The following is a 24,905-nucleotide window of genomic DNA, read 5'->3' on the forward strand; positions in this document are numbered from 1 at the left end:
CGCTGCGGGGTTGCCCGGATGCATCCGTTATGACGTCGTGCGCGTACATTGTTCGGACGACACCCTTCGAACGGACACGACTTTCATGCCACGACGCCTGTTCACCCTGACCGCCGCGCTCGCACTCGCCGCCCTCGGCGGCTGCAGCGCGACCGGCGTACTCAACGCAACCGTCTCGCACAAGAGCTTTCAGGCCGAAGACGGCTTCGCGTACGGCAACGCGCAGCGCCAGAAACTCGACGTCTACCTGCCCGCCGCGAGCGCGGCGCCGCTCGGCTCGCACGGCCGCCCGGTGGTCGTGTTCTTCTATGGCGGCAGCTGGCAGAACGGCTCGCGCGCAAGCTATCTGTTCGTCGGCGCGGCGCTCGCTTCGCGCGGCTTCGTCGCCGTGGTGCCGGACTATCGCACATGGCCGGAAACGGCATTTCCCGGTTTCGTCGACGACGCCGCCGCCGCGGTGCGCTGGGCGCGCGATCACGCCGCCGAGTTTGGCGGCGACCCGTCGCGCGTCTTTCTGATGGGACACTCGGCCGGCGCGCATATCGCCATGCTGCTCGCCACCGACGGCCGCTATCTCGCCGCGCAGCACATGAGCAAGCAGGACATCAGCGGCATGATCGGGCTGGCCGGCCCGTACGACTTCCTGCCGCTGCACGACGCGACGCTGGAAGAAATTTTCCCGCCCGCCCTGCGCGCCGCGAGTCAGCCGATCAATTTCGTCACCGGTGACGAGCCGCCGATGTTTCTCGCCGTTGGCCAACGCGACAAGACCGTCGACCCCGGCAATACCGACCGCCTCGCGGCAAAGCTGCGTGCCGTCGGCGACGCGGACGTGGAAGTGAAGCACTATCCGCGCGTCGGACACGCGCTGCTGGTCGGCGCGATTGCGGGACCGTTGCGCGGACTCGCGCCGGTGCTCGACGACGCGAGCGAGTTCATCGTGACGCGCACGAACACGCCAACGCGGCGCAATCTTGCCGATGACGACACGTCCGGCAATTCCGACACATCGGGCAACGTGTTCCAGATGCGCGGCCGGCGTACGAAAGCTGCCGTTGCGCCCGCAACATCGCCCGCGATGTCAACACCGGCATCGGCGGCAAATGCGGATCATCAGGAGCAGAGCAAGCTGGGCAGCAGCGAGTAGCGACACCTCGCACACTAAAGCAAAAACAGTTATTTCGTCATGCCAAGTAATTGTTTGCGCAAAACAGGCGCACGTGTCGACGGATCGAGCCAGATGCCGAAGAAGGCGCGCGCGAATTCGGGATCGTCGAACTCACCGGTCATGCGCTCGCCCGCATAGAAACGCACGCCCTTGCCGGGCAGATTCACCGCGCTCAGCTGGTCGCCGGGACCGACATCGACGAACGCCTGCATCATGTCCGCTCGCCAGCGCTCCAGCGTTTCCTGCGGAATCGGCGCGGCGGCGAGCCGTTTCATCTCGCCGATCCCCACGTCCGTCAGCCGTTCGCGCCGGATGCCGCGAGCGTAGACGATATGCAGGGCGAAGCGCTCGTCGTAATCGACCGGCAGACGTTCGCTCCACATTTGCGCGCGATACAGCCTGAAACCGAGCACGCTGAAGTCGCCTTCGCCGACCAGTTTCGCCGTCTCCACGTCGCCGCGCCAATCGGCAAAGGCCGCGCTCGCCCAGACGAGCAGAACGATGGCGGTCAGCGCGCGCATCTCAGTCGCCTTTGCTCAGCACGAACTGCATGACATCGGTGCGGCCTTCGTCGAAACCCGCTTCACAGTAGGCGAGATAAAGACGCCATGTGCGCACGAAAACTTCGTCGAAGCCTTGTGTGCGGATGGCGTCGAGTCGCTGTTCGAACGCATTACGCCAACGACGCAGTGTCTCGGCGTAATCGCGGCCGAAACTCAGCGACGTATGGGCCGCGAGTCCGCCACGCTGCGCCACGTCGATGAACCGCTGCGGGCTCGGCAGCATGCCGCCCGGAAAAATAAACTCGCGGATGAAATCGCTGGTGGCGCGATAGGCCGCGAAGTGCGGTTCGTCGATCGTGATGGTTTGCACCAGCGCACGCGCTTCCGGCCGCAAACGTTCACGCAGAATATCGAAGTAGTCCGGCCAAAATTTCTCGCCCACGGCTTCGAACATTTCGATCGACACGATGCCGTCGTACTGCCCGGTCAAGGTGCGATAGTCGCGCAGTTCGAGTTGCACGAATTCGCTCAGCCTCGATTCCTGCACGCGAGTCTGCGCGAATTCGAGTTGCGCGAGCGAGATAGTCACGCCGTGCACATGAATGCCCTGACGTGCCGCGTGCATCGCAAAACCGCCCCACCCGCAGCCGATTTCGAGAACGTGCATGCCGGCGCGCAGACCCAGCGTGTCGATGATGCGTTGATACTTCGCGTGCTGCGCGTCTTCGAGCGTCTGCTGAAAATTGCCGTCGAATACCGCGCTCGAGTACGTAAAACTCGGATCGAGCCATTGCGCGTAGAACGCGTTGCCGATGTCGTAATGCGCGTGGATATTGCGCCGGCTGCCGGTGCGCGTGTTCGGCCGCAGTTTGTGACGCAAGCCATACCAGAGTTGCGCGAGCCAGCCGCCATAAACGGTGCGTTGCAGTGCGCGCTCGTTGCGGATCGCCACGCGCAGCAGCGCGGCCAGGTCGGGTGTATCGACCCAGAACGAACGCCATGCGTCCGCGAAACCGATGTCGCCTTTGCGCAGGATCGCGCCGCACGCGCGCCAGTCGCGCAACTCGAGCCGCGCGCCGGGCGCCGCGTGCGGATCGCCGAACACGCGTTGCTGACCGTCGGGCGTAATCAGCACGAGATGGCCCTCCTGAATCCGTTCGAGCAAAGAAAGAAACAGGCGGCCCGATGCGGGCGCGGTCTGGTGCCCGCTCAGGGTTCTCGAAAGCGCCATAGCTGCAACTCCTCAATCGGACGAAATAGGTCTCGCAGCGGCGGACGGCTGGCCGGCTGCGATGGGATCGGTGGACGCGTCGGCGCTGCGAGCCGGTGCGGGATGTTTGCCGTAGAACGGCGCTTTTTTCAGCGCGAGCCGCGCGGCCTGCCAGTGGATTCTCGCCACCACGGCCACGCTCAGTAGCGGCTGACGCAGCAGCGCGGCGAGCGCCGTGGTGCGCGTCATGGGTGTCAGGCGTCCGCCGAGCGCCGTGCGAATCAGCAGGCCCTCGGCGTCTTCGTAATCGATCGCGACGGATGCGCTCGTCGGCGCTTCATTGACGCGAAACGCGTAGCCGCCCTCGACGCGGCAAAACGGCGAGACGTGCAGCACTTTTCGACAGGTCAACGGGGTGTCCCGCGTGATCGGCGCGTGGTTCGGCGCGCTCAGCAGATAGCTGTGGCGATCGCCGAAGGTGTTGCGCACTTCGGCCAGCAGCGCGCGCAGGCGGCCGTCGCGGTCGTGGCAATACCAGAAACTAATCGGGTTGAAGGCGTAGCCGAACACGCGCGGAAAGGCTTGCAGCCAGATTCGTCCGTCCGCTTGCGTGATGCCGGCCGCCGCCAGTTGCGCGCGCATCCAGGCCGCGAGATCGCTGCCGTCGCGTGGACCGTGATCGCGCCGGTAAAGACTCAGCGGACGCCAGCGGTCGACGCCGAACCAGCCGCTGTCGAGCGAATCGAGACGGTCCAGATCGCAACGCACGTAGAACACCGGGTACGTGAAACGATGATGCTTCGGCCGCAGCCGTTCGTGCATCACCTTGCCGTTCAGCAGCCACGCAGGCGGATCGCGATCGGTGTTCGGCGTCACGGGGACGCGCGCCGGATTCATAGCGACGCCCACAACGGCGACGCGCCGAAATCCGCCGCGACGCGCAACGCCGACTTCAGGCCGTCCTCGTGAAAACCGTAGCCGGTCCACGCGCCCGCGAACCACGTGCGGCGTGTGCCCTGAAGCGACGGCAGGCGCTGCTGCGCGTCGATGGCGGCCAGATCGAACAGCGGATGGTCGTAGACGAAGCGGCGCAACTCGGTGCCCGGCGCCGGCTGCGTCACCGGATTCAGCGTGACCACGAGCGGTGTCTTGAACGGCAGCGGCTGCAACTGATTCACGAGATAACTGACGCACACCGGATGCGTGCCGTCGACGCTCCGGCTGCCCAGATAATTCCACGCCGACCAGACCCGCTGACGACGCGGCAGCAGCTTCGTATCCGTATGCAGCACGGCGACGTTCGGTTGATAGCGCACCGCGCTCAGCACGCTGCGCTCGTCGGCATCCGCGTCGACGAGCAGTTTCAGCGTGGTCGGCGCGTGCGTGGCGAGCACGAGCGCGTCGAAGCGTTCGGTGCCGCCGTCCGTCATCACGTCGACGCCCTGCCCGTCGCGACGCACACCGCGCACGGCCGTGCCGATGCGCACGTCGTCGAGCGTGTTCGTAATGCGTCTCACATATTCACGCCCGCCGCCGACCACCGTCTTCCATTGCGGACGGCGATTGACCTGCAGCAGCGCGTGATTCAGGCAGAAGCGCAGGAAGGTCGTGGCCGGGAACGCGAGAATGTCGGCGGTGGCGCTCGACCAGATCGCGGCGGCCATCGGCAGCAGATAGTGCCGCTGGAACGCGCCGCCGTATCCGCCGGCGGTCAGCAATTCACCCATCGACGCGCGCGTCTGCGTGGCAATTTCCAGGTTGCGCTGGGCGCTGCCGTTGAAGCGCACGATGTCGCGCAGCATGCCGATGAAGATCGGCGAGAACACGTTGCGGCGTTGCGCGAACACCGTGTTCAAACTGGTGCCGGCCCATTCGAGGCGGCCTTCGTCGAGCGAAACCGAGAAGGTCATTTCGCTCGGATGCGACTGCACGCCCAACTCCGCGAAAAGCGCGATCAGGTTCGGGTAGGTGCGATCGTTGAAAACGAGAAAGCCGGTATCGACCGGATGCGTATGCCCTTCAAGCGTGACGTCGACCGTGTTGGTATGACCACCCGCGTAACCCGCCGATTCGAACAGCGTGACCTGATGGTTGCGCGACAGCAGATACGCGCTTGCGAGTCCCGAAATGCCGGCGCCGATAACCGCGACCCGCGAGCCGCGCGGAAGCTGGGGTGTCGGTGCGGAATGAGGCATGGGCGCGTCTCCTTGGTCCAGGGCGCGCGCGATGTTTAGTTAGATAGGTTTCGTAGCGAGGTTGCGCGTCCTTGAGTGGATTTACGCAGCGGGAACGGGAATGGATGCAGGGAAGAAAATTTGAAGCAGCGAAGCTGCGTTGCCGGGACCGACGCCAGGCGCAGGAAGGTCACCAATCAGACCGCCGCAACCGAGCATCAAAACACGCGGACAAAAGCAAAACCCCCGCAGAACTTTCGTTTTGCGGGGGTTTTAAATTTGGCGGAAAGGGTGAGATTCGAACTCACGGTACCCCTAAAGGTACACTGGATTTCGAGTCCAGCGCATTCGACCACTCTGCCACCTTTCCGGGTCTTCCGACTCACAGCGATGAAGCTGCTTCGTCAGATCCAAGCGGGTCGTTGCTTGGGAGAGAAAGATTATAGAACAGCTAAATCCGATTTCCAAGCCCCTCACCAAAAAAATTTGAGAGAGACTTGGCAGGAGACAGCCGACGCCAATCAGGCCGCCGGCACTTCCAGACGTTCGACGCCACCCAGATACGGGCGCAGTGCCGCCGGCACCGTGACCGAGCCGTCGGCGTTCTGGAAATTCTCCAGCACGGCGACGAGCGTGCGGCCCACGGCCAGACCCGAACCGTTCAACGTATGAACCAGTTCCGGCTTGCCTTGCGCATTGCGGAAACGCGCCTGCATCCGGCGAGCCTGGAAGGCTTCGGTGTTCGAGCAGCTCGAAATCTCGCGATACGTGTTTTGCGCCGGCACCCACACTTCGAGGTCGTACGTCTTGGTGGCCGAAAAGCCCATGTCGCCGGTACACAGCGTGATCACGCGATACGGCAGTTCGAGCTTCTGCAGGATCGTCTCCGCATGCACGACCATTTGCTCCAGCGCATCGTACGACGTGTCCGGCGCCACGATCTGCACCATTTCGACTTTGTCGAACTGATGCTGACGGATCAGACCGCGTGTGTCGCGGCCATACGAACCGGCTTCCGAACGGAAGCACGGCGAATGCGCCGTCAGCTTGATCGGCAACGTATCCGCTTCGACGATGCTGTCGCGCACCGTGTTCGTGAGCGAAATCTCCGACGTCGAAATCAGATACTGCGTGACCGTGTTTTCATCGCCGCCCTTCTCGACGCGGAACATGTCGTCCGCGAATTTGGGCAACTGGCCCGTGCCGTACAGAATTTCCGGATTCACGATGTACGGCGTGTACACCTCGGTATAGCCGTGGTGCTGCGTGTGCGTGTCGATCATGAACTGCGCGAGCGCACGATGCAGCCGCGCGATCTGGCCGCGCAGCAGCGTGAAGCGCGCGCCCGACAGCTTCGCGCCGGTCTCGAAGTCGAGGCCGAGCGGCGTGCCGACGTCGACGTGATCCTTCACTTCGAATTCGAACTGACGCGGCGTGCCCCAGCGGCGCACTTCCACGTTGCCGCTTTCGTCCTTGCCGGCCGGCACGCTTTCGTGCGGCAGGTTCGGCACGCCGAGCATGAGGTCGGACAAACGCTTCTGGATATCGTCCAGCCTGGCCGCCGACGCCTTCATCTCGTCGCCGATGCCGCCCACTTCGGCCATCAGCGCCGTGGTGTCCTCGCCACGCCCTTTCATGCCGCCGATCTGCTTCGACAGACTGTTGCGCCGCGCCTGCATTTCTTCGGTACGGGTCTGGGTGTCGCGGCGTTCCGCTTCGAGCGCGGTGAATGCCGCCACGTCGAGGGTGTAGCCGCGGTCGGCGAGTCGTTTGGCGACGCCGTCGAGGTCTTTGCGCAGCAGCTGGATGTCGAGCATGGGATGGGGCGGGTGTTCGTTGTATGAAAGTACGATTTTAGCGCACCGGCACGATGCCTCAGCCCTTCTTGGGCTTGTTTTCGTTGCGCCACTGCGCATCGAGCTCGGCCAGCCGCGCCATCTTGTCGCCGATCTTGCCTTCGAGGCCGCGCGGCGTCGGCTCGTACCAGTGCGGATCGCGCATGTTGTCGGGCAGATAGGTCTCGCCGGCGGCGTAGGCATCCGGTTCGTCGTGCGCGTAGCGATACTCGTGGCCGTAGCCGAGTTCCTTCATCAGTTTGGTCGGCGCGTTTCGCAGATGCACCGGCACGCCGCGCGACTGGTCCTTGCCGACGAACCGGCGCGCTTCGTTATACGCGTTGTATCCGGCGTTCGACTTCGGCGCCACCGCCAGATAGATGATGGCCTGCGCCAGCGCCAGTTCGCCCTCGGGCGTGCCGAGCCGCTCGTAGGTTTCGGCGGCGTCGAGGGCGATGCGGGCCGCGCGCGGGTCGGCGAGACCGATGTCTTCCCACGCCATGCGCACGATGCGCCGCGCCAGATAACGCGGATCGGCGCCGCCGTCGAGCATGCGGCAGAACCAGTACAACGCGCCGTCCGGACTGCTGCCGCGCACCGATTTATGCAGCGCGCTGATCTGATCGTAGAATGCGTCGCCGCCTTTGTCGAAGCGGCGCAGATTCTCCGCCAGCGCACTGCCGAGCAGGGCGCCGTCGATCTCCGTGGTCTTTTGCTGCGAGGCCGCGCGCGCCACGATCTCCAGGTTGTTGAGCAGCTTGCGTCCGTCGCCGTCGGCCGAGCCGATCAGGGCGTCGCGCGCTTCGTCGGTAAACTTGAGGCCGCCGAGTTCCTTCTGCGCGCGATCGAGCAATTCGCGCTGCTCGTCGTCGGTGAGACTCTTCAGCACGTACACGGCGGCACGCGAGAGCAACGCGCTATTCACTTCGAACGACGGATTTTCGGTGGTCGCGCCGACGAACACGAATAGCCCCGACTCGACGTGCGGCAAGAACGCATCCTGCTGGCTCTTGTTGAAGCGATGCACTTCGTCGACGAACACCAGCGTCTGATGTCCGTTCGCGCGATGAATCTGCGCGGTCTCGACGGCTTCGCGGATATCCTTCACGCCCGAAAGCACCGCGGACAACGCGATGAACTCGGCATGAAACGCGTCGGCCATGAGCCGCGCGAGCGTGGTCTTGCCGACGCCGGGCGGTCCCCACAGGATCATCGAATGGGCTTCGCCGGATTCGAAAGCGACCCGCAGCGGTTTGTTCGGACCGAGCAGGTGCTTCTGGCCGATCACTTCGTCGATATTGCGGGGCCGCAGGCGTTCGGCGAGCGGAACATTGGCACGGGTTTCTTCAAACATGACGTTTTGGGGATAATCTCGGCTTTTCCGGACGCGGTCCGTTTGAAGGCGGCGTGCTGCCGGTGAGCCGCGCCGCCGCACGAGAACGGAGGCAACGTCCTGCATTATGACAGTGACGGCGCCCGAACATGCCCTGGCCGAATGGCCAACGCGCGTTCATCCGCCGGTTTGGCGGGCAAAATTAGATAACATCGCAACATCAACAGGGACAAGATCAGATGGCACAAGATCCAATCGCCGGCGACGCCGGTTCCACCTACGCACCGCTCACGCCGGTGCCCGACGCGCGTCGCGCGTTCCGCACCGGCGACGCCTTCGCGCTGTGGTTCTCGCTCGGCATCGGATTGCTGGTGGCTCAGGCGGGCGCGCTGCTCGTGCCGGGGCTGTCGCTGCCGCACGCCTTGCTGGCCATCGTCATCGGCAGCGTGATCGGTGTTGTTCTGCTGGCGCTCGCCGGCGTGATCGGCACGGACACGGGCCTCGCCGCCATGTCGTCGCTGCGGCCCACGCTGGGCGTGCGCGGCGCGTCGGTGCCGGCGGTGCTGAACGCCGTGCAACTGGTCGGCTGGGGCTCGTTCGAGGTCATCGTGATGCGCGATTCCGCCGACGCGCTCGCCAAACAGTCCTTCGGCCTTTCCATGCCGCTCATCTGGACGGTGGTCTTCGGCCTGCTCGCCACGCTGCTGGCCATCAGCGGCCCGCTCTCCTTCGTGCGGCGCTTTCTGCGCACGTGGGGCATCTGGCTGCTGCTGGCCGGCGCCGCGTGGCTCACGTGGAATCTGCTCGCCAAACACGATCTCGCTGAACTGATGCGCCGTGCGGGCACGGGTGAGATGTCGTTCGGCGGCGCAATCGATCTGGTGGTCGCCATGCCGCTTTCGTGGCTGCCGCTGATCGCCGACTACACCCGCTTCGGCCGACGCCCCGGCGAAACCTTCCGCGGTACGTTGCTCGGCTACGGCATCGCCAATCTGTGGTTCTACGCGCTGGGCGCGATCTACGGCCTGGCGGCCGGCGGCGGCGACGCCCTGCTGACCGGCGCGCTGGCGCAAGCCGGCGGCGGCCTCGCGCTGCTGCTGATCCTGATCGACGAAGTGGACAACGCATTCGCCGACATCCATTCGGCCGCCGTCTCGACCGGCACGTTCTGGACGCGCGGCAGCGTACCGCTGCTCTCCGCCGCATTCGGCGCGCTGTGCACGCTGATCGCGCTGCTGGTGCCGATGGCGAAGTACCAGAACTTCCTGCTGCTGATCGGCTCGGTATTCGCGCCGCTGTTCGGCGTGGTGCTGGTGGATCACTTCATCGTGCGCAAACGCCGTATCGAAGCCGCCGCGCTCGCGGATCTGCAAGGCCGCTACGCCTTCTCGGGCGGCTGGCATCTGAGCGCGTTCGTCGCGTGGGCGATCGGCATCGCCGCTTACCAGGCCATCAACCAGTGGCTGCCGAATCTCGGCGCGACGTTGCCGGCGCTGGTGATCGGCGCGGTGTGCTACCTGCTGTTCGTGTCGGCGAGAAAGACGGCTTACGCCTGATGCGCTCGATCTCATAGCGTCAGCTGAAAAACGAAAAAGGCCCGCAAACGCGGGCCTTTTCTTCATGCAGCAATGTTTCGCGCGAGCTTAGCGCGTGGCTGCCCGATACTCGACGCCAGGCAACACGCACAGCAATTCGAACGCGAGGTTCGCGCCGAGCAGGGCCGTGGTGCCGAACGGATCGTACGGCGGCGCGACTTCCACGAGATCGCAGCCCACGATGTTCAAGCCGTGCGAGCCACGAATGATTTCCAGCGCTTGCGGCACCGTCAGTCCGGCGATTTCCGGCGTGCCCGTGCCCGGCGCGAATGCCGGATCGATTCCGTCGATGTCGAAGGTGATGTACACCGGGCCGTCGCCCATGCGCTCGCGCACACGTGCCATCAGCGGCACGAGCGACTGGTTCCAGCAGGCTTCGGCCTGCACGACTTCGAAGCCCTGATCGCGGCACCAGTCGAAATCTTCGGCAGCGTAGCCCGTGCCGCGCAGACCGATTTGCACGACGCGATCGCAGTCCAGCAAGCCCTCTTCCACCGCGCGGCGAAACGGCGTGCCGTGCGCGATCTTCTCGCCCATCATCGTGTCGTTGACGTCGGCGTGGGCGTCGACGTGAATCAGCCCGACCTTGCCGTGCTTGCGATGAATCGCGCGCAGGATCGGCAGCGCGATCGTGTGGTCGCCGCCCAGCGTGATCGGCTTGCAATCGTGCTGAAGAATTTCGTCGTACGCGGTTTCGATGCGCTTGATGGAGTCGTGCAGGTTATACGGATTGATGGCGACGTCGCCGAGATCGGCCACGCGCAGCGAATCGAACGGCGCCGCGCGCGTCGCCATGTTGTACGGGCGCAGCAGCACCGACTCGCTGCGGATCTGACGCGGACCAAAACGCGCGCCGGTACGGTTCGACGTGCCGAGGTCGAACGGCACGCCGACGAAGCAGGCGTCGAAACCTTCTGCGGAGCCGACGTTCGGCAGGCGCATCATGGTCGCGATGCCGCCGCTGCGCGGCATGGCGTTACCGGACAGCGGTTGCGGCCGTTCACCGGCGTCGGGGGAAATGAAGGAAGAGGTATTCATCGTGTCTCGGCAATGAAAACGGGCGCTAGCCCAATGGGGTGCAACCGGCTGAGGGCATAGGCAGAAAAACGCGCCTTGCCGGGCGAATCTCGATTCTTGAGCAGTTTGCTGGAAGTTAAAATACGAACCGAATAAACTTAACATCGATCCTCAACGATGTATCCTGCCGCATGTTCTCCCAACTCACCGATCTCGATCTGCGCCTGATCCGCGTTTTCCTCGCCATCGTGGACGCTGGCGGCGTCTCGCCGGCCCAGGCGACGCTGAACGTCGGCCAGTCCACCATCAGCACGCAACTCGCCACGCTGGAGACGCGTCTCGGCTACCGGCTGTGCGAGCGCGGCCGTGGCGGCTTCAGCCTGACCGCGCGCGGCGAGCAGTTCATCGACGCCGCGCGCGCCCTGCTCGCCGCCGTGGACACCTTCGGCATGCAGGCACGCAACGTCGGCCGCAAGCTGGTCGGCACGCTGGATATCGGCATGATCGGGCACACGCCGGTATCGGCCAGCGCGCGCATCAGCGACGCCATCGGCCGGTTTCGCGCGCGCGATCAGTCGGTGCGGTTCTCGATTCTGGTGCGCTCGCCGGGCGAGCTGGAGGAATTGCTGCTGAACGGGCGAATCCAGATCGGCATCGGCTATTTCTGGCATCGCGTGCCGTCGCTCGAATACACGGAAGTGTTTGCCGAAGACCAGTTCGCTTACTGCGCCAAGGGTCATTCGCTGTTTGCGTCGGCGGGCAGCGTGTCGCCGGCCGAGGCCGCGAGCCACGAGTGGGCGTGGCGCAGCTATCCGCTACCCGAAGCCGAAAGCTCGACCACGCCGCAGAACGTCACTGCCGTGGCCGACAACATGGAGGCGGTCGCGATGCTGGTGCTGTCGGGTCATCATCTCGGCTACCTGCCGGGACACTTTGCGGCGCCGTTCGTCAAACAGGGGCTGCTGGCCGCGCTAAACCCCGCGCAGATGCGCTATCGCGTCGCGTTTCATATGGTGACGCGAGCGCGCCAGCACCGCACTGATATCGTCGAGGCGTTTATCGACGACATGAAAGCCGCTCATCCCACGGAAATCATCGAGTCGGACGAGCCGTAAATTTTCAGTGGTCCATGAGCCAAAACGAAAAAAGCCGCGCTTGAAGCGCGGCTTTTTCACGTCGATCTGCAGGAACGATCAACCGTTGATCACGTCCGCGCCTTTAGGCACCGTGAACTTGAACGCGTCTGCCGGCAGCGGCGGGTTCTTCTGGATATTCGAGAACGTCAGCAGCGTGACGTTGCCGAACACGTCGTGCAGTTCCATGGCTTCGAGGTTGCCATCCTTGAAGCCGATGCCCACCCGTTGGAACTGCGTGTCTTTCGCCTTCGGTGTGAGTTCGAGCCAGTCGATACCGGCCTTCACACCGGCGTCGCGCAAGGTGAAGTTCTTGTCCAGATCGTTGCTGCCGAACAGGATGGCCGCGGGACTCGCACCGAGCGCGCCGCCGAGGCTGCGCACCGTGACCTGGTTCAGATCCTTGTCGTACACGTAGAGCTTGTCGCCGTCGGCCTGGAGCAGTTGAGCGTACGGCTTTTCGTATTGCCAGATGAACTTGCCGGGACGCGCGAAGGTGAACGTGCCGCTCGACGTGCCGGTCTTGCTGCCACCGGTGGTGGTCAACGCGCCGCTCGCGGCCTGCGCCTTGCTCGGCGCACGCACTTCCTGCTGCACGAAGGTGCCGCGCGCCGAATGCACCTGCGCGACGAACGCCTTCAATTGCTCGGTGCCGCTCGCGAATGCCTGCGATGCCACCAGCACCGACGCACCGATCGCCACGCCGGCGATGCCATGCGTGAGTTTGCGGGCAAGTGCGCCGAAGCGGCTGGATTTCGCACTCTGTCGAGCGTGCTGCTGCGCGAAAAGCTGCATAGTGTTTTCTCTCCCTTGATTGAATTCGTTTGAGCGGTCGCGGCGGCATGCGTGGCGCCGCGACGCCGCCGGTTATGTCGTCGCTGACGGGCGGCGGCCCGGCGTGTGTCTGATCAGGTTAAGCGCCAAGCCTTAAACGACGCTTAGGACCGTGCACCGCCAACCTGCACGGCCGCGCGCTTATTCCGCTTCGCGTGCCGGCGCGAGAATCTCGCGATTGCCGTTGGACGACATGGCCGACACCACGCCCGAGTTTTCCATCTGCTCGAGCAGACGCGCGGCGCGGTTGTAGCCGATGCGCAAGTGCCGCTGCACCAGCGAGATCGACGCGCGGCGGTTCTTCAGCACCACGTCGACGGCCTGGTCGTACAGCGGGTCGGACTCGCCGTCGGCGGAGCCCGTTCCGCCCGCGCCCGCCGAGCCTTCGTCGCCCTCGCCGGTCACGCCGCCTTCGAGAATGCCCTCGATGTAGTTCGGCTCGCCCTGTTCCTTGAGTTTGTCGACGACGCGATGCACTTCTTCGTCCGAGACGAACGCGCCGTGCACACGCACCGGCAAGCCGCTACCCGGCGGCAGATACAGCATGTCGCCCATACCGAGCAGCGATTCCGCGCCCTGCTGGTCGAGAATCGTGCGCGAGTCGATTTTCGACGACACCTGGAACGCCATGCGCGTCGGGACATTGGCCTTGATCAGGCCGGTAATCACATCCACCGACGGACGCTGCGTGGCCAGAATCAGGTGGATGCCTGCCGCGCGCGCCTTCTGCGCAATGCGCGCGATCAGTTCTTCGACCTTCTTGCCGACCACCATCATCAGGTCGGCCAGTTCGTCGATCACGATCACGATGTTCGGCAGACGCGAGAGCGGTTCCGGATCGTCCGGCGTGAGGCTGAACGGATTCGGCAGCTTTTCTTCGCGCTTGGTGGCTTCGTCGATCTTGTTGTTGTAGCCGGCGAGGTTTCGCACGCCCAGCTTGCTCATCAGCTTGTAGCGGCGCTCCATCTCGGCCACCGCCCAGTTCAGCGCGTGACCGGCCTGGCGCATATCGGTCACGACCGGACACAGCAGATGCGGAATGCCTTCGTAGACGCTCATTTCGAGCATCTTCGGATCGATCAGGATCATGCGGACCTGGTCGGCGCTCGCCTTGTAGAGCAGCGACAGGATCATCGCGTTGATACCGACGGACTTGCCCGAACCGGTCGTACCGGCCACCAGCAGGTGCGGCATTTTTGCGAGGTCGGCGCAAACCGGCTTGCCGCCGATATCCTTGCCGAGGCCCATGGTGAGCGGCGACGCGGCGTCGGCATACACGGCCGAGCCGAGAATCTCCGAGAGACTCACCGTCTGGCGGCGCTGGTTCGGCAACTCCAGCGCCATGAAATTCTTGCCCGGAATGGTTTCGACCACGCGGATCGACACGAGCGACAGCGAGCGCGCCAGGTCTTTCGCCAGACCCACGATCTGGCTGCCCTTCACGCCGGTAGCCGGCTCGATCTCGTAACGCGTGACGACCGGCCCCGGATAGGCGGCGACCACGCTCACCTCGACGCCGAAGTCCTTGAGCTTCTTCTCGATCAGACGCGAAGTGAATTCGAGCGTATCCGCCGAGATGGTTTCCTGCGCGGCCGGCGCTGCGTCGAGCAGCGAAATGGGCGGCAAGGTGGAGTCGCCCGGCAGATCCGTGAACAGCGGCACCTGGCGTTCTTTCTCGACGCGCTCCGATTTGACCGGCGTGACCACCGGCGGCACGATCATGACGGGTTCGTGCTCCTCGATGCGCACGCGGCCCTTCTCGACCTTGCCCTCGCGCTTCACCGCGGCGGCCTCGCCCAGCTTGCGATCTCGGCCGGCCTCACGGCGCAGCTTGGCGAAGGTGACGGCGGAAATGATCGACTCGCCGACCTTCTCCGACACCGACAGCCACGAAAAACGGAAATACAGCGACAGGCCGATGCCGAGCGCAATGAGCAGCGCGAGCGTGCCGCCCGTGAAGCCCAGCGCATGTGACACGCCGCGCGCGACGGCCTCGCCGACCACGCCGCCCGCGCTGCCCGGCAACTGCACTTTCAGCGACCACATGCGCAGCGCTTCGATGCCGCTGCACGCGAGCAGGACCAGCATGAAGGCGAACGCGTCGGCCAGCCAACTGATGTCGCGCGGTGCGTCTTCCTGCGGTTCTTCGTGACGGGTGATGCGCCTGTAGTTCGCGGAGATATGACGGCCGAGCAGCACGATCCACCAGTAGGCGGACAGGCCGAACAGCAGCAGCAGGATGTCCGAGGTGCGCGCGCCGACGCGGCCCGCCCAGTTGGCGATGTGATCGACCTGCGCGGCATGCGTCCAGCTCGGGTCGCGCCGGCTGTAGCTGACGAGCGCCATGAGCAGGAACACGCCTAGCGCCACCTGCAGGATCCAGCGGATTTCAGTGAAGAGGCGCGACATGCGGTGCGGCAATGCCTGCGCGCTCGCGGAATAGGGAGCTTTTGCCATTGATCCTGTTGCGTGTGTGGCCGTATGTTGCACTTTCCCGCCGGAGTCGCGGCCAAAGCCTCGCCCCGCGTGGCTTCGAGCCCGATCCCCTTGGCCGGGAACTTCGATCCGGCCTATTGTAAACGCAGTGTCGGACGGGAGGCTGTAATTGAGGGTAACTTGGCCGATCAACCACACGAAAGGCCGTTTGCGAGCCGCCCACGCCCGTGCCGAGGCTATCGCGGCGATCGGAAAGCTTCATGGAGCAGGCCTGCGCACCGCCCTTTATAATGCTCGACTGATACCCATCTACAGTTTCAGCCAAGTCGCGCGGCCTCGCATGGGCGAGCCGGGCGCCGTATAAGGATTTCGATCATGCCCGCTACTTCCACGAAACACGCCAAGGTTCTGATTCTCGGTTCCGGTCCCGCCGGCTACACGGCGGCTGTCTACGCGGCGCGCGCCAACCTCTCGCCGGTGATGATCACGGGTCTCGCCCAGGGCGGCCAGCTGATGACCACGACCGACGTCGAAAACTGGCCGGCCGACCCGAACGGCGTGCAAGGCCCGGAATTGATGACCCGTTTCCTCGAACACGCCGAGCGTTTCAACACGGAAATCATTTTCGACCACATCCACACGGCCAAGCTGGATGAAAAACCGATCCGCCTGATCGGCGACTCGGGTGAGTACACCTGCGATTCGCTGATCATCTCGACGGGCGCGTCGGCGCAATATCTCGGCCTGCCGTCGGAAGAAGCGTTCATGGGCAAGGGCGTGTCCGCCTGCGCCACCTGCGATGGCTTCTTCTACAAGCAGCAACATGTGGCCGTCGTCGGCGGCGGCAATACCGCAGTCGAGGAAGCCCTCTATCTGTCGGGCATCGCCAAGAAAGTGACGGTGATCCACCGCCGCGACAAGTTCCGCGCCGAACCGATCCTGATCGACCGCCTGCTCGCGAAAGAGAAGGAAGGCGTGGTCGAGATCAAGTGGAACAGCACGCTCGACGAAGTCACCGGCGACCAGTCCGGCGTGACCGGCCTGCGCATCAAGAATACGCAATCCGGCGAAACCACGGACATCGCGCTGCAAGGCCTGTTCGTCGCGATCGGCCACAAGCCGAACACGGACATTTTCGAAGGCCAGCTGGAGATGAAGAACGGCTACATCATCACCCAGGGCGGTCTGAACGGTTTCGCTACCGCCACCAGCGTGCCGGGCGTGTTCGCGGCAGGCGACGTGCAGGATCACGTGTACCGCCAGGCCATCACCAGCGCCGGCACGGGCTGTATGGCCGCACTCGACGCCCAGCGCTATCTGGAAAGCGTCGAAGAGATCGGCGAGCACGTCATGAGCGCCGAAGCCGAGCGTTGATCGTTTGAACTGCCGGGCACGACCCGGCGCAGGCGAGCGGGACGCTAAAATGGCGGCTGGACACGTTCTGGCCGCCCGCTTCAAAAAAGGCCGCGGCAGGCAAGCCGGCGGCCTTTCTTGTTTTGCGGCGGCTCACCAGTTCAGCATCCGGTGCCGCAGCCAGGCGTGTCGCGCAATCGACCTACTTTTCCCGTGTATTGCCATGCCGAAAAACCAGCCCCATCCGAGCGAACCGAAACGCCCGCGCGTCGCGGCGCGCCCCGCGCCCGAAGCCGCATCGCCCGTCGCGGCCAAGCCGAAGCTCGATCCGGCGGCAGGTCTGGCCGGCCTCGGCGCGTTGCGCGACGCCTTGAAGGGCGACGCGCAACGGCGCGAGCGCGAACGTGTCGCGGCTGCGGCGGCCACACGCGAAGCCAGCGCCGACGCCGACCTGTTCCGCCGTGAAATCGGCGCGGTCGCCCCGCTCGCCGTGCCGCCGCGCGCCAGCATCCCGCGCAATCCGCCGCCGCCCTTGCCGGTGCAGACGCGCCTCGACGAAGAAGCGGTCCTGCACGAAGCGATCTCCGACGAGTTCGACCCAGAAGTGCTGCTCGAAACCGACGAAACGCTCTCTTACTGCCGGCCCGGCGTGAGCCAGGAAGTGGTCCGCAAGCTGCGTCGCGGCGACTGGATCGTGCAGGCGCAAATCGATCTGCACGGCATGCGTCGCGAGGAAGCGCGTGAAGCGCTGGCCGAGTTCATCCGCGAATCGGTGAAGCGCGGGCTGCGCTGCCTGCGCGTGATTCACGGCAAGGGTCTGGGTTCGATCGGCAAGGAACCGGTGCTCAAGGGCAAGGTGCGCGCGTGGCTGGTGCAGAAGTCCGAGGTGATTGCGTTCTGCCAGGCGCGTCCGCACGACGGCGGCGCCGGTGCGGTGCTCGTGCTGCTGCAGCCGGGCGCCCTGCCCGCGCATTCCGCGCATTCCGCGCATCCTAAAGTCTGATGGAGTTCCGGTGATCCATCCGAGGCTGACGCTGGCGCTGACCATCATGGAAGCGCTGGCTATTTTTGCGTACGCGCTGTCCGGTTTTATCGAAGCCCGAACCCGCCGGCTCGACGCGGTCGGGACGTTCCTCGTGGCAATCGCCACGGCTTTTGGCGGCGGCACCTTGCGCGACGTCCTGCTCGAACGGCGGCCTTTCTACTGGGTCGAGCATCAGGAATATCTGATCGCGATCTTCGTGATGGCGCTGTTCGCACCGACGCTGCTCAAGATGACGTCGCGAATCATCTCCGAGCGCACGCTGCTCGTTGCCGACGCGGTGGGATTAGGGCTCTTCAGCATCTCCGGCACGTCGATCGCGCACGACGCGCAGATGCCGTGGTTCACCTCGGTGATGATGGGCGTGCTCACCGGCGTATTCGGCGGCGTGATCCGCGACGTGCTGTGCAACGAAGTGCCGCTGATTCTGCGCGACTCGCGGCCGTATGCGACGTGCGCCTTCGTCGGCTGCTGGTTCTACGTGCTGCTCGATTACATGCAGGTCGACACGGTGTATAGCGTGCTGCTCGCCACCGCCTTCATCCTGCTCGCGCGGCTGCTGACTTTCCGCTTCAACGTGCGTCTGCCGCACTAGGCACGTTCGACATCTCCGGCGCGCCGCCCCGGCAGGGACCAGCGCGCCCAACCTTCACGCTTACTTGTTGGTGGCCAGCGCGCCCGCGCTCTTCGAGCCGCCGAACAACGCCGTCAGATAGGCCGAGTTGTTGTTCATCGTGGCCATCAGCGTGTTGAGCGCAGTGAACTGATTCTGATACTGGTTCGTCAGTTGCGTGGCGTAGTTGGCCAGCGTGGATTGCTGCGCGGTGATGCTTTTCAGGTCGGCGGTGAGTGCCGCGTTGCGCGTGTCGATGATGCCGCCGGTGCGCGTGAACTGGGTGATGCTCGTGTTCAGCTTCGCGCCGATCCCGTTGGTCGCGTTGAACAACGTGGCGACCCGTCCTGGGTTGCTCGTCAGCGCCGTACCCAGCACGATTTTATCGACCACCAGCGTCCCGTCCGCCGGATCGCCCTTCAGTGAAATACCGATCGACGCCAGTCCCACCGCCGAACTGCCCGTTCCCACGCCACTGCCGACGATCGTCGCCAGCGCGTTCTTGATCGTCATCAGCGTGGAGTCGCCGAGCAGCACACCCGCGCTTTTCGAGGTCTTGTCGTAGGACGAGAGCGAGTTGATGGTCGTGACCACCGTGTTGTACAGATTGGCGAAGTTGGTGATCGTGGTGTTCTGCGCCGTCGTGTCCGAAGCGACCGTCAGCGTTTGCGTGGTGCCCACCGACGCGCTCGACAGATTCAGCGTGACGCCGGAAATGGCCGTCGTGACCGCGTTGCTCGAACTCGTGGCCGTGATGGCGCCGATGGTGAACTCGGCATCCTGCGCGGGATCGCTCTGCTTCCAGGCCTTGCCGGTATCCGATGAAACGATCGTGGATTCCGCGCCGTTCGTGCCGGGCGTGGACGTCACGCCGAGACTCGACAGACCGGCGTCGTTCTGCACGCCGCTCGTCACGATGTTGATGGTGTTGGCCGCGCCGGTCGTGGTCGAGCGCAGCACGAGGTGCGCGCCGCCGGTGCCGGTCACGATGGTGGCCGACACGCCGGGATTGTTGGCGGCCTTGTTGATGGCGGTGGCAATGCCCGCAAGCGTGTTGTTGCTGTCGTCGATCGTGACGTTCATCGACTTGCCGCCGACCGAGATCGCCAGGTTGCCCGTGCCGAGTTTCGCGCTCGAATCGAATGCCGCCGAAGACAGACTCTGCGACGACGCGATCTGCTTGACGTTGATCGAATAGCCGCCGGCCACCGCTCCCACGCCCGCCGACGCATCGAGGCCCTTGCCGCTCGCCGTGGCGGCGAACGACTGCAAGGCCGAGCCGTCGGCGAGATTCTTGACGGCCGCCTGCAACGCGTTCAGCGCCGAACTCAGCGCGCCGTAAGCCGACAGCGTGGTGTTGTCGCTCGTCTGCTTTTTGTTCAGGGACGCCGCCTGCCCCGCCGTCTTCGCATTCACCAGCGCGGACACCAGCGACGACACGTCCATCGACGAATTGCCGGTCGAACCGCTAATGATGGATTGCGCAGCTTGCTGCAACTGGCTTTGCGCGTTGCTGGTCGCGCTGTTGACGGAAGAGGTGGTGGTGATCGTCGACATGCGTTGGCCCCGTATGGCGAATTGGTCTGGTCTTGTTCTAGCGACGCCCCGGCGTTCTTGCTGTTTTATTGCGCCTATTCGGGAACGTCGGCATCTCTTACAAAGTTTTCAAATGTTACACCATCTTTCTTCAGAACTTTGTGACGTTTTTCTGTAAATCGGTCGACTTGCGCTACCGTCAATCGTCGTGTGAGAAACGACTCTTCAACCCCCTCAGGTGAATACGATGCCCTTGAAGCTCTACGCTCATCCGTTCTCGTCGTACTGTCAGAAAGTCCTCACCGCGTTGTATGAGAACGGCACGCCATTCGAATGGCGACTGCTGTCGCACGACGATCCTCAGGTCATGGCGGAATTCGCCGCGTTGTGGCCAATGAAGCGCTTTCCCGTGCTCGTGGACGGCGAGCGCACGGTCATGGAGGCGAGCACGATCGTCGAATATCTCGGGCTTTATCATCCCGGCACGGTGGCGCTGCTACCCGCCGACCCGCGCGCGGCGCTGGAAGTGCGCAGCATGGATCGCTTCTTCGACAACTACATCTCGACGCCGCAACAGAAGATCATCTACGACAGCATGCGCAAGGAGTCGGAACGCGATCCGATCGCGGTTGCCGAAGCGCGCGCCATGCTCGACACCGCCTACGCGTGGCTCGACGGAAAAATGGCACAGCGCGAATGGGCCGCGGGCGAGCACTTCAGTCTCGCCGACTGCGGCGCCGCACCATTCCTGTTCTACGCCGACTGGACGCATCGCATCGACGCGGCATTCCCGAACGTGATCGCGTATCGCAAGCGGCTGCTGGCGCGTCCTTCGTTCGCCCGCGCGGTGGACGAAGCGCGGCCGTTCCGCTCGTATTTCCCGCTCGGCGCACCAGATCGCGACTGAGCTACGCGACAACAAATTACCGACCCTGTAAACTCCACTTCGACAAACCTTCCGCCCATACCAGACAAGGCAAAACATGGACCGTTTCGAAGCGATGGAGATTTTTACGCGGGTGGTCGATGCGAACAGTTTCTCCAAAGTGTCCGAATCCCTCGACCTGCCGCGCGCCAAAGTCAGCCGCACGATTCAGGCGCTCGAAGAACACGTCGGCGTGCGTTTGCTGAACCGTTCGACTCGCCAGGTGAGCGTGACCGAAGACGGCGCGCTGTTCTACGAGCGCTGCGTGCGCATTCTCGCGGAAGTCGCCGACGCGGAGTCGTCGCTGTCGAACAAGCGCGAGAGCCCGTCCGGCACGATCCGCGTCGATACCTCGGGCACGCTCGCGCGCGCGCTGCTGCTACCCGCGCTCGACGATTTCTATGCGCTGTATCCGGACATCGACGTGCGGCTCGGACTCGCCGACCGCAACATCGACCTGATTCAGGACGGCGTCGATTGCGTGATCCGCATGGGCACGCCTGAAGAATCGAGCCTGGTCGCGCGGCGTATCGGCCACGCGCGCATCGTGACGTGCGCGTCGCCGTCGTATCTGGAGAAATACGGCACGCCCACCACACTCGAAGACCTCGCCGAACATCGCGCGGTCAATTACGTGTCGGCGCGCAGCGGCAAGACCTTCCCGTTCGAATACGAAGTGAACGGCGAGATCGCCAAGGTCACGCTCAAGAGCGTGCTCGCGGTGAACGACGGCAGCGTCTACATCGGCGCGGGCGCGCTCGGCTACGGCATCATCCAGCCTTCGCGCTACATGGTCGCCGATATGATCAAGGAAGGCGCGCTGACGGAAATTCTCACGGACTACACGAGCCCCGGCACGCCGTTGTCGATTCTCTACGCGCATCGCCGCAATCTCAGTTCGCGTCTGCGCGCGTTCACCGAGTGGGTCACGGAACTGGTGCGCAACAATCCGGATCTGCGTCTTCCCGAGGCCTGATATCCCACGCTGAATCCGGCAGCATGCGCCGCAAAAGCAGAAGCCCCATGTGTCTCGCGACGCATGGGGCTTTCTTGCAATGACCGCGCGCCGCTCGATGCGACGCGCGGCGTGGCGCGTTTCGTCAGGCGATCCGTTCTTCGTTCGACGGGTCGAACAGCACGGCCTTGGAGGTGTCGAACAGCAGCGTGGTGTTCGACAACGGCTGCGGGTTGGAGGCCGGGTGCACGCGGCTCACGATACGCTTGCCGTTCACCTGCGCGAACACCAGCGTGTCCGGACCGGTCGGCTCGATCACGTCGACCTTCACTTCGATCGGCTGCAGTTGCGAGTTGTCGCCGTGCGCGCCGCGCGCGTCCGTGATGCGCTCGGGCCGCAAGCCGAGAATCACTTCACGGCCCACGTGCGACTTGACCTTCGACGAATCGAACGGCAGCTTCAGCACGTTGCGCGTCACGCCGGTATCCAGTTCGATGCCCACACCCGAGCCCTGCTCCACCAGCTTGCCCTGGATGAAGTTCATCGGCGGCGCGCCGATGAAGCCGGCCACGAACAGATTCGACGGCGAGTCGTAGATGTCTTGCGGCGCGCCGAACTGCTGCACGACGCCGTCTTTCATCACCGCGATACGGTCGCCGAGCGTCATCGCTTCGATCTGATCGTGCGTCACGTAGACGATGGTCGTGCCGAGGCGTTGGTGCAGCAGCTTGATCTCCGAACGCATCTCGATACGCAGCTTCGCGTCGAGGTTCGAGAGCGGTTCGTCGAACAGGAACATGACCGGATCGCGCGCCAGTGCACGGCCCATTGCCACGCGCTGACGCTGGCCGCCCGACAGTTGACCCGGCTTGCGGTCCAGCAGGTGCGTGATCTGCAGCGTGTTCGACACGCGGTCGACGATCTGCGTCTGCTCCTGCTTCGGCACCTTGCGGATGTTCAGACCGAAGGAGATGTTCTCGCGCACCGTCATGGACGGATACAGCGCGTACGACTGGAACACCATCGCGATATCGCGATCTTTCGGCGACAGGTTGTTCACCGTCTTGCCGTCGATCTGGATCTCGCCCTTGGTTACGGTTTCGAGGCCGGCGATCATGTTGAGCAGCGTCGATTTACCGCAACCCGAGCCGCCGACCAGAATCAGGAACTGGCCGTCTTCGATGTCGATATTGACACCCTTCAGAACCGGCACCCCGTTCGGGTAAGTCTTATACACGTCACGGATGGAAAGGCTTGCCATGCTGTGAATCCTCTTGTCTCTGGTACTGCTTTGATGCACTTGTCGGGTGACGGCGGCGCTATTTCAGGCAAGCGCCGCCGCGCTCGGATTGGTTGGCCAGCGTTTAGCCCTTCACTGCGCCCGCCGTCAGGCCGCGCACGAAATAGCGCCCGGCGATGATGTAGACGAGCAACGTAGGCAGTGCGGCGATGATGGCGCCGGCCATGTCCACGTTGTATTCCTTCACACCGGTCGAGGTGTTCACGAGATTGTTCAGCGCCACCGTGATCGGCATCGAATCGACACCGGAGAACACGATACCGAACAGGAAGTCGTTCCAGATCTGCGTGAATTGCCAGATCAGGCACACCATGAAAATCGGCAGCGAAACCGGCAGCAGGATCTTCGTGAAGATCGTGAAGAAACCCGCACCGTCGATACGCGCGGCCTTCACGAGTTCGGCCGGAATGCTCACGTAGAAGTTGCGGAAGAACATCGTGGTGAAGGCGATACCGTAGATCACGTGCACGACCACGAGGCCGGTGGTGGTGTTCGAGAGGCCAAGGAAGCCTTCGAAGCGCGCCATCGGCAGCAGGATCGCCTGGAACGGAATGAAACAGCCGACCAGGATCATCGTGAAGATCGGGTCCGCGCCGCGAAAGCGCCAGTGCGTGAGCACATAACCGTTGAACGCGCCGATGATCGACGAGATCAGCACGGCCGGAATCACCATGCGCACGGAGTTCATGAAGAACGGTTCCATGCCGTCGCAACGCACGCCGGTACAGGCGCCGCTCCATGCCTTGATCCACGGGTCGATGGTCCAGTGGGTCGGCGGCGTGAGCAGGTTGCCGGTGCGCAGCTGGTCGATGTCCTTGAAGGACGTGGACAGCATCACGTACAGCGGAAACAGGAAGTACAGGGCGAACAGAATCAAGGCCGCATAAATGACGGCACGGCTGATCGTCATCTTAGGCTGCATTGCGCGTGCTCCTCGATTCCAGATACATCAGCGGCACGAGCACGGCGACGACGGTAGCGAGCATCATCATCGACGATGCCGCGCCGACGCCCAGCTGCCCGCGATTGAACGAAAACGTGTACATGAAAATAGCCGGCAGCGACGACGAGGTGCCCGGACCGCCCGCGGTCAACGCGACCACGAGGTCGAAAGTCTTGATCGTGATGTGGCAGAGAATCAGCAGCACGGAGAAGAACACCGGACGCATGCTCGGAATCACGATCTTGCGATAGATGGTGGGCAGATTCGCGCCGTCCATCTGCGCGGCCTTGAAGATTTCGCCGTCCACACCACGCAGACCGGCGAGGAACAGCGCCATCACGAAACCGGTGGACTGCCACACCGCCGCGATCACGACGCAGAAGATCGCCTTGTCGGGGTCGCCGAGCCAGCCGAACGAGAAGCTCGTCCAGCCCCAGTCGTGGAACACTTTCTCGAGACCGACGCTCGGCGTCATGATCCATTGCCACGCCGTACCCGTCACGATGAACGACAGCGCCATCGGATACAGGAACACGGCGCGCAACGCGCCTTCGTTGCGGATCTGCTGGTCGAGCAGAATGGCGAGGAACAGGCCGAGGCCGATGCAGATACCGATGAACGGAATGCCGAACCAGCCGAGGTTGGCAGCCGAAGTCCAGAACACGTCGTTATCGAACAGTTCGCGATAACGGTCGAATCCGACGAATTCATAACGTGGCATGAGTCGCGAATTCGACAGCGACAGATAACCGGTAATGGCAATGAAGCCGTACACGAAGATGAGGCTGATCACGACGCTGGGTGCGAGCACCAGCTTCGGAATCCAGCGATCGGCAAGGGCCGCCATGGGCGACGCGCGGCGGGTGACGGTGGCCGTTTTCCCGTTTCCGCTGATAGAAGCAGTCACTACTCGACTCCTGCTGAAACTGTACCGCCGGGACGCTCACGTCGGATCGACGCAAAGCCGCAACGGCATAGGTGTGGCTCCGTCAAATCCGAA

At 63.8% G+C, this 24,905-nt stretch carries 21 protein-coding genes and 1 tRNA gene; 8 read left to right on the plus strand and 14 right to left on the minus strand.

Annotated elements, in window-relative coordinates:
- The first annotated feature begins 85 nt into the window (after window positions 1-85).
- Window positions 86-1,147 carry an alpha/beta hydrolase gene (locus P3T18_RS06785; protein ID WP_429299164.1) on the plus strand — a complete coding sequence of 354 codons (1,062 nt, stop codon included), beginning with the start codon at window positions 86-88 and terminating at the stop codon, window positions 1,145-1,147.
- Between the two features lie 29 nt (window positions 1,148-1,176).
- Here the strand turns inward: P3T18_RS06785 and P3T18_RS06790 are convergent, their stop codons facing one another.
- From P3T18_RS06790 to P3T18_RS06820, 7 genes are all read right to left on the minus strand, one after another.
- On the minus strand, window positions 1,177-1,689 hold the full coding sequence (locus P3T18_RS06790; protein WP_429299165.1) for a chalcone isomerase family protein: 513 nt from the start codon (window positions 1,687-1,689) through the stop codon (window positions 1,177-1,179).
- Between the two features lies 1 nt (window position 1,690).
- Window positions 1,691-2,902: a class I SAM-dependent methyltransferase gene (locus P3T18_RS06795; RefSeq protein ID WP_429299166.1), complete on the minus strand. Its 1,212-nt coding sequence runs from the start codon at window positions 2,900-2,902 to the stop codon at window positions 1,691-1,693.
- A gap of 12 nt (window positions 2,903-2,914) precedes the next feature.
- The gene (locus tag P3T18_RS06800) at window positions 2,915-3,778 is read right to left on the minus strand and encodes a DUF1365 domain-containing protein (protein WP_429299167.1); all 864 of its coding nucleotides are present in this window, start codon (window positions 3,776-3,778) and stop codon (window positions 2,915-2,917) included.
- Complete coding sequence (locus tag P3T18_RS06805; RefSeq protein WP_429299168.1) at window positions 3,775-5,076, minus strand: NAD(P)/FAD-dependent oxidoreductase; 1,302 nt, start codon at window positions 5,074-5,076, stop codon at window positions 3,775-3,777. Before P3T18_RS06805 ends, P3T18_RS06800 begins: the two co-directional genes overlap by 4 nt.
- Window positions 5,077-5,335: 259 nt before the next feature.
- Window positions 5,336-5,425: transfer RNA gene (locus P3T18_RS06810), tRNA-Ser, on the minus strand.
- 151 nt (window positions 5,426-5,576) lie between these two features.
- Window positions 5,577-6,872 carry a serine--tRNA ligase gene (serS, locus tag P3T18_RS06815; protein ID WP_429299169.1) on the minus strand — a complete coding sequence of 432 codons (1,296 nt, stop codon included), beginning with the start codon at window positions 6,870-6,872 and terminating at the stop codon, window positions 5,577-5,579.
- A gap of 58 nt (window positions 6,873-6,930) precedes the next feature.
- Window positions 6,931-8,244 (minus strand): replication-associated recombination protein A, encoded by a 1,314-nt coding sequence (locus P3T18_RS06820; RefSeq protein ID WP_429299170.1) that lies wholly within the window; start codon window positions 8,242-8,244, stop codon window positions 6,931-6,933.
- Between the two features lie 218 nt (window positions 8,245-8,462).
- On the opposite strand from P3T18_RS06820, the gene cytX reads away from it, so the two are divergent.
- On the plus strand, window positions 8,463-9,779 hold the full coding sequence (cytX, locus tag P3T18_RS06825) for a putative hydroxymethylpyrimidine transporter CytX (protein WP_429299171.1): 1,317 nt from the start codon (window positions 8,463-8,465) through the stop codon (window positions 9,777-9,779).
- 87 nt (window positions 9,780-9,866) lie between these two features.
- Here cytX and speB read toward each other — a convergent pair whose 3' ends face one another.
- Entirely contained in the window at window positions 9,867-10,856 is a 990-nt protein-coding gene (gene speB / locus P3T18_RS06830; protein ID WP_429299172.1) for an agmatinase, read from the minus strand.
- Between the two features lie 170 nt (window positions 10,857-11,026).
- Between speB and P3T18_RS06835 the strand changes: the two genes are divergently transcribed.
- On the plus strand, window positions 11,027-11,950 hold the full coding sequence (locus tag P3T18_RS06835) for a LysR family transcriptional regulator (protein WP_429299173.1): 924 nt from the start codon (window positions 11,027-11,029) through the stop codon (window positions 11,948-11,950).
- 78 nt (window positions 11,951-12,028) lie between these two features.
- Here P3T18_RS06835 and lolA read toward each other — a convergent pair whose 3' ends face one another.
- Complete coding sequence (gene lolA / locus P3T18_RS06840) at window positions 12,029-12,763, minus strand: outer membrane lipoprotein chaperone LolA (protein WP_429299174.1); 735 nt, start codon at window positions 12,761-12,763, stop codon at window positions 12,029-12,031.
- A gap of 180 nt (window positions 12,764-12,943) precedes the next feature.
- The gene (locus P3T18_RS06845; RefSeq protein WP_429299175.1) at window positions 12,944-15,259 is read right to left on the minus strand and encodes a DNA translocase FtsK; all 2,316 of its coding nucleotides are present in this window, start codon (window positions 15,257-15,259) and stop codon (window positions 12,944-12,946) included.
- A 354-nt stretch (window positions 15,260-15,613) separates the two neighbouring features.
- Here P3T18_RS06845 and trxB point away from each other — a divergent pair, with 354 nt between their 5' ends.
- From trxB to P3T18_RS06860, 3 genes are all read left to right on the plus strand, one after another.
- Window positions 15,614-16,612: a thioredoxin-disulfide reductase gene (gene trxB / locus P3T18_RS06850; protein WP_429299176.1), complete on the plus strand. Its 999-nt coding sequence runs from the start codon at window positions 15,614-15,616 to the stop codon at window positions 16,610-16,612.
- A gap of 202 nt (window positions 16,613-16,814) precedes the next feature.
- Window positions 16,815-17,594: a Smr/MutS family protein gene (locus tag P3T18_RS06855; RefSeq protein ID WP_429299177.1), complete on the plus strand. Its 780-nt coding sequence runs from the start codon at window positions 16,815-16,817 to the stop codon at window positions 17,592-17,594.
- A 13-nt stretch (window positions 17,595-17,607) separates the two neighbouring features.
- Window positions 17,608-18,228 (plus strand): trimeric intracellular cation channel family protein, encoded by a 621-nt coding sequence (locus tag P3T18_RS06860; RefSeq protein ID WP_429300057.1) that lies wholly within the window; start codon window positions 17,608-17,610, stop codon window positions 18,226-18,228.
- Window positions 18,229-18,288: 60 nt separating this feature from the next.
- Here the strand turns inward: P3T18_RS06860 and fliD are convergent, their stop codons facing one another.
- Window positions 18,289-19,803 (minus strand): flagellar filament capping protein FliD, encoded by a 1,515-nt coding sequence (gene fliD / locus P3T18_RS06865; RefSeq protein ID WP_429299178.1) that lies wholly within the window; start codon window positions 19,801-19,803, stop codon window positions 18,289-18,291.
- A 226-nt stretch (window positions 19,804-20,029) separates the two neighbouring features.
- Here fliD and P3T18_RS06870 point away from each other — a divergent pair, with 226 nt between their 5' ends.
- Window positions 20,030-20,689, plus strand: a complete 660-nt coding sequence (locus P3T18_RS06870; protein ID WP_429299179.1) for a glutathione S-transferase family protein — start codon at window positions 20,030-20,032, stop codon at window positions 20,687-20,689.
- A gap of 76 nt (window positions 20,690-20,765) precedes the next feature.
- Window positions 20,766-21,683, plus strand: a complete 918-nt coding sequence (locus tag P3T18_RS06875; RefSeq protein ID WP_429299180.1) for a LysR family transcriptional regulator — start codon at window positions 20,766-20,768, stop codon at window positions 21,681-21,683.
- Between the two features lie 124 nt (window positions 21,684-21,807).
- Here the strand turns inward: P3T18_RS06875 and P3T18_RS06880 are convergent, their stop codons facing one another.
- The 3 genes from P3T18_RS06880 to P3T18_RS06890 all read right to left on the minus strand — a co-directional run bounded on the left by P3T18_RS06880 (window position 21,808) and on the right by P3T18_RS06890 (window position 24,812).
- Window positions 21,808-22,923: an ABC transporter ATP-binding protein gene (locus P3T18_RS06880; protein WP_429299181.1), complete on the minus strand. Its 1,116-nt coding sequence runs from the start codon at window positions 22,921-22,923 to the stop codon at window positions 21,808-21,810.
- Between the two features lie 103 nt (window positions 22,924-23,026).
- Window positions 23,027-23,884 carry a carbohydrate ABC transporter permease gene (locus P3T18_RS06885; RefSeq protein ID WP_429299182.1) on the minus strand — a complete coding sequence of 286 codons (858 nt, stop codon included), beginning with the start codon at window positions 23,882-23,884 and terminating at the stop codon, window positions 23,027-23,029.
- Window positions 23,874-24,812, minus strand: a complete 939-nt coding sequence (locus tag P3T18_RS06890) for a carbohydrate ABC transporter permease (RefSeq protein ID WP_429299183.1) — start codon at window positions 24,810-24,812, stop codon at window positions 23,874-23,876. Before P3T18_RS06890 ends, P3T18_RS06885 begins: the two co-directional genes overlap by 11 nt.
- Window positions 24,813-24,905: the final 93 nt, after the last annotated feature.

The organism is Paraburkholderia sp. GAS199, from assembly GCF_050436585.1.
Classification (GTDB): Bacteria; Pseudomonadota; Gammaproteobacteria; order Burkholderiales; family Burkholderiaceae; genus Paraburkholderia.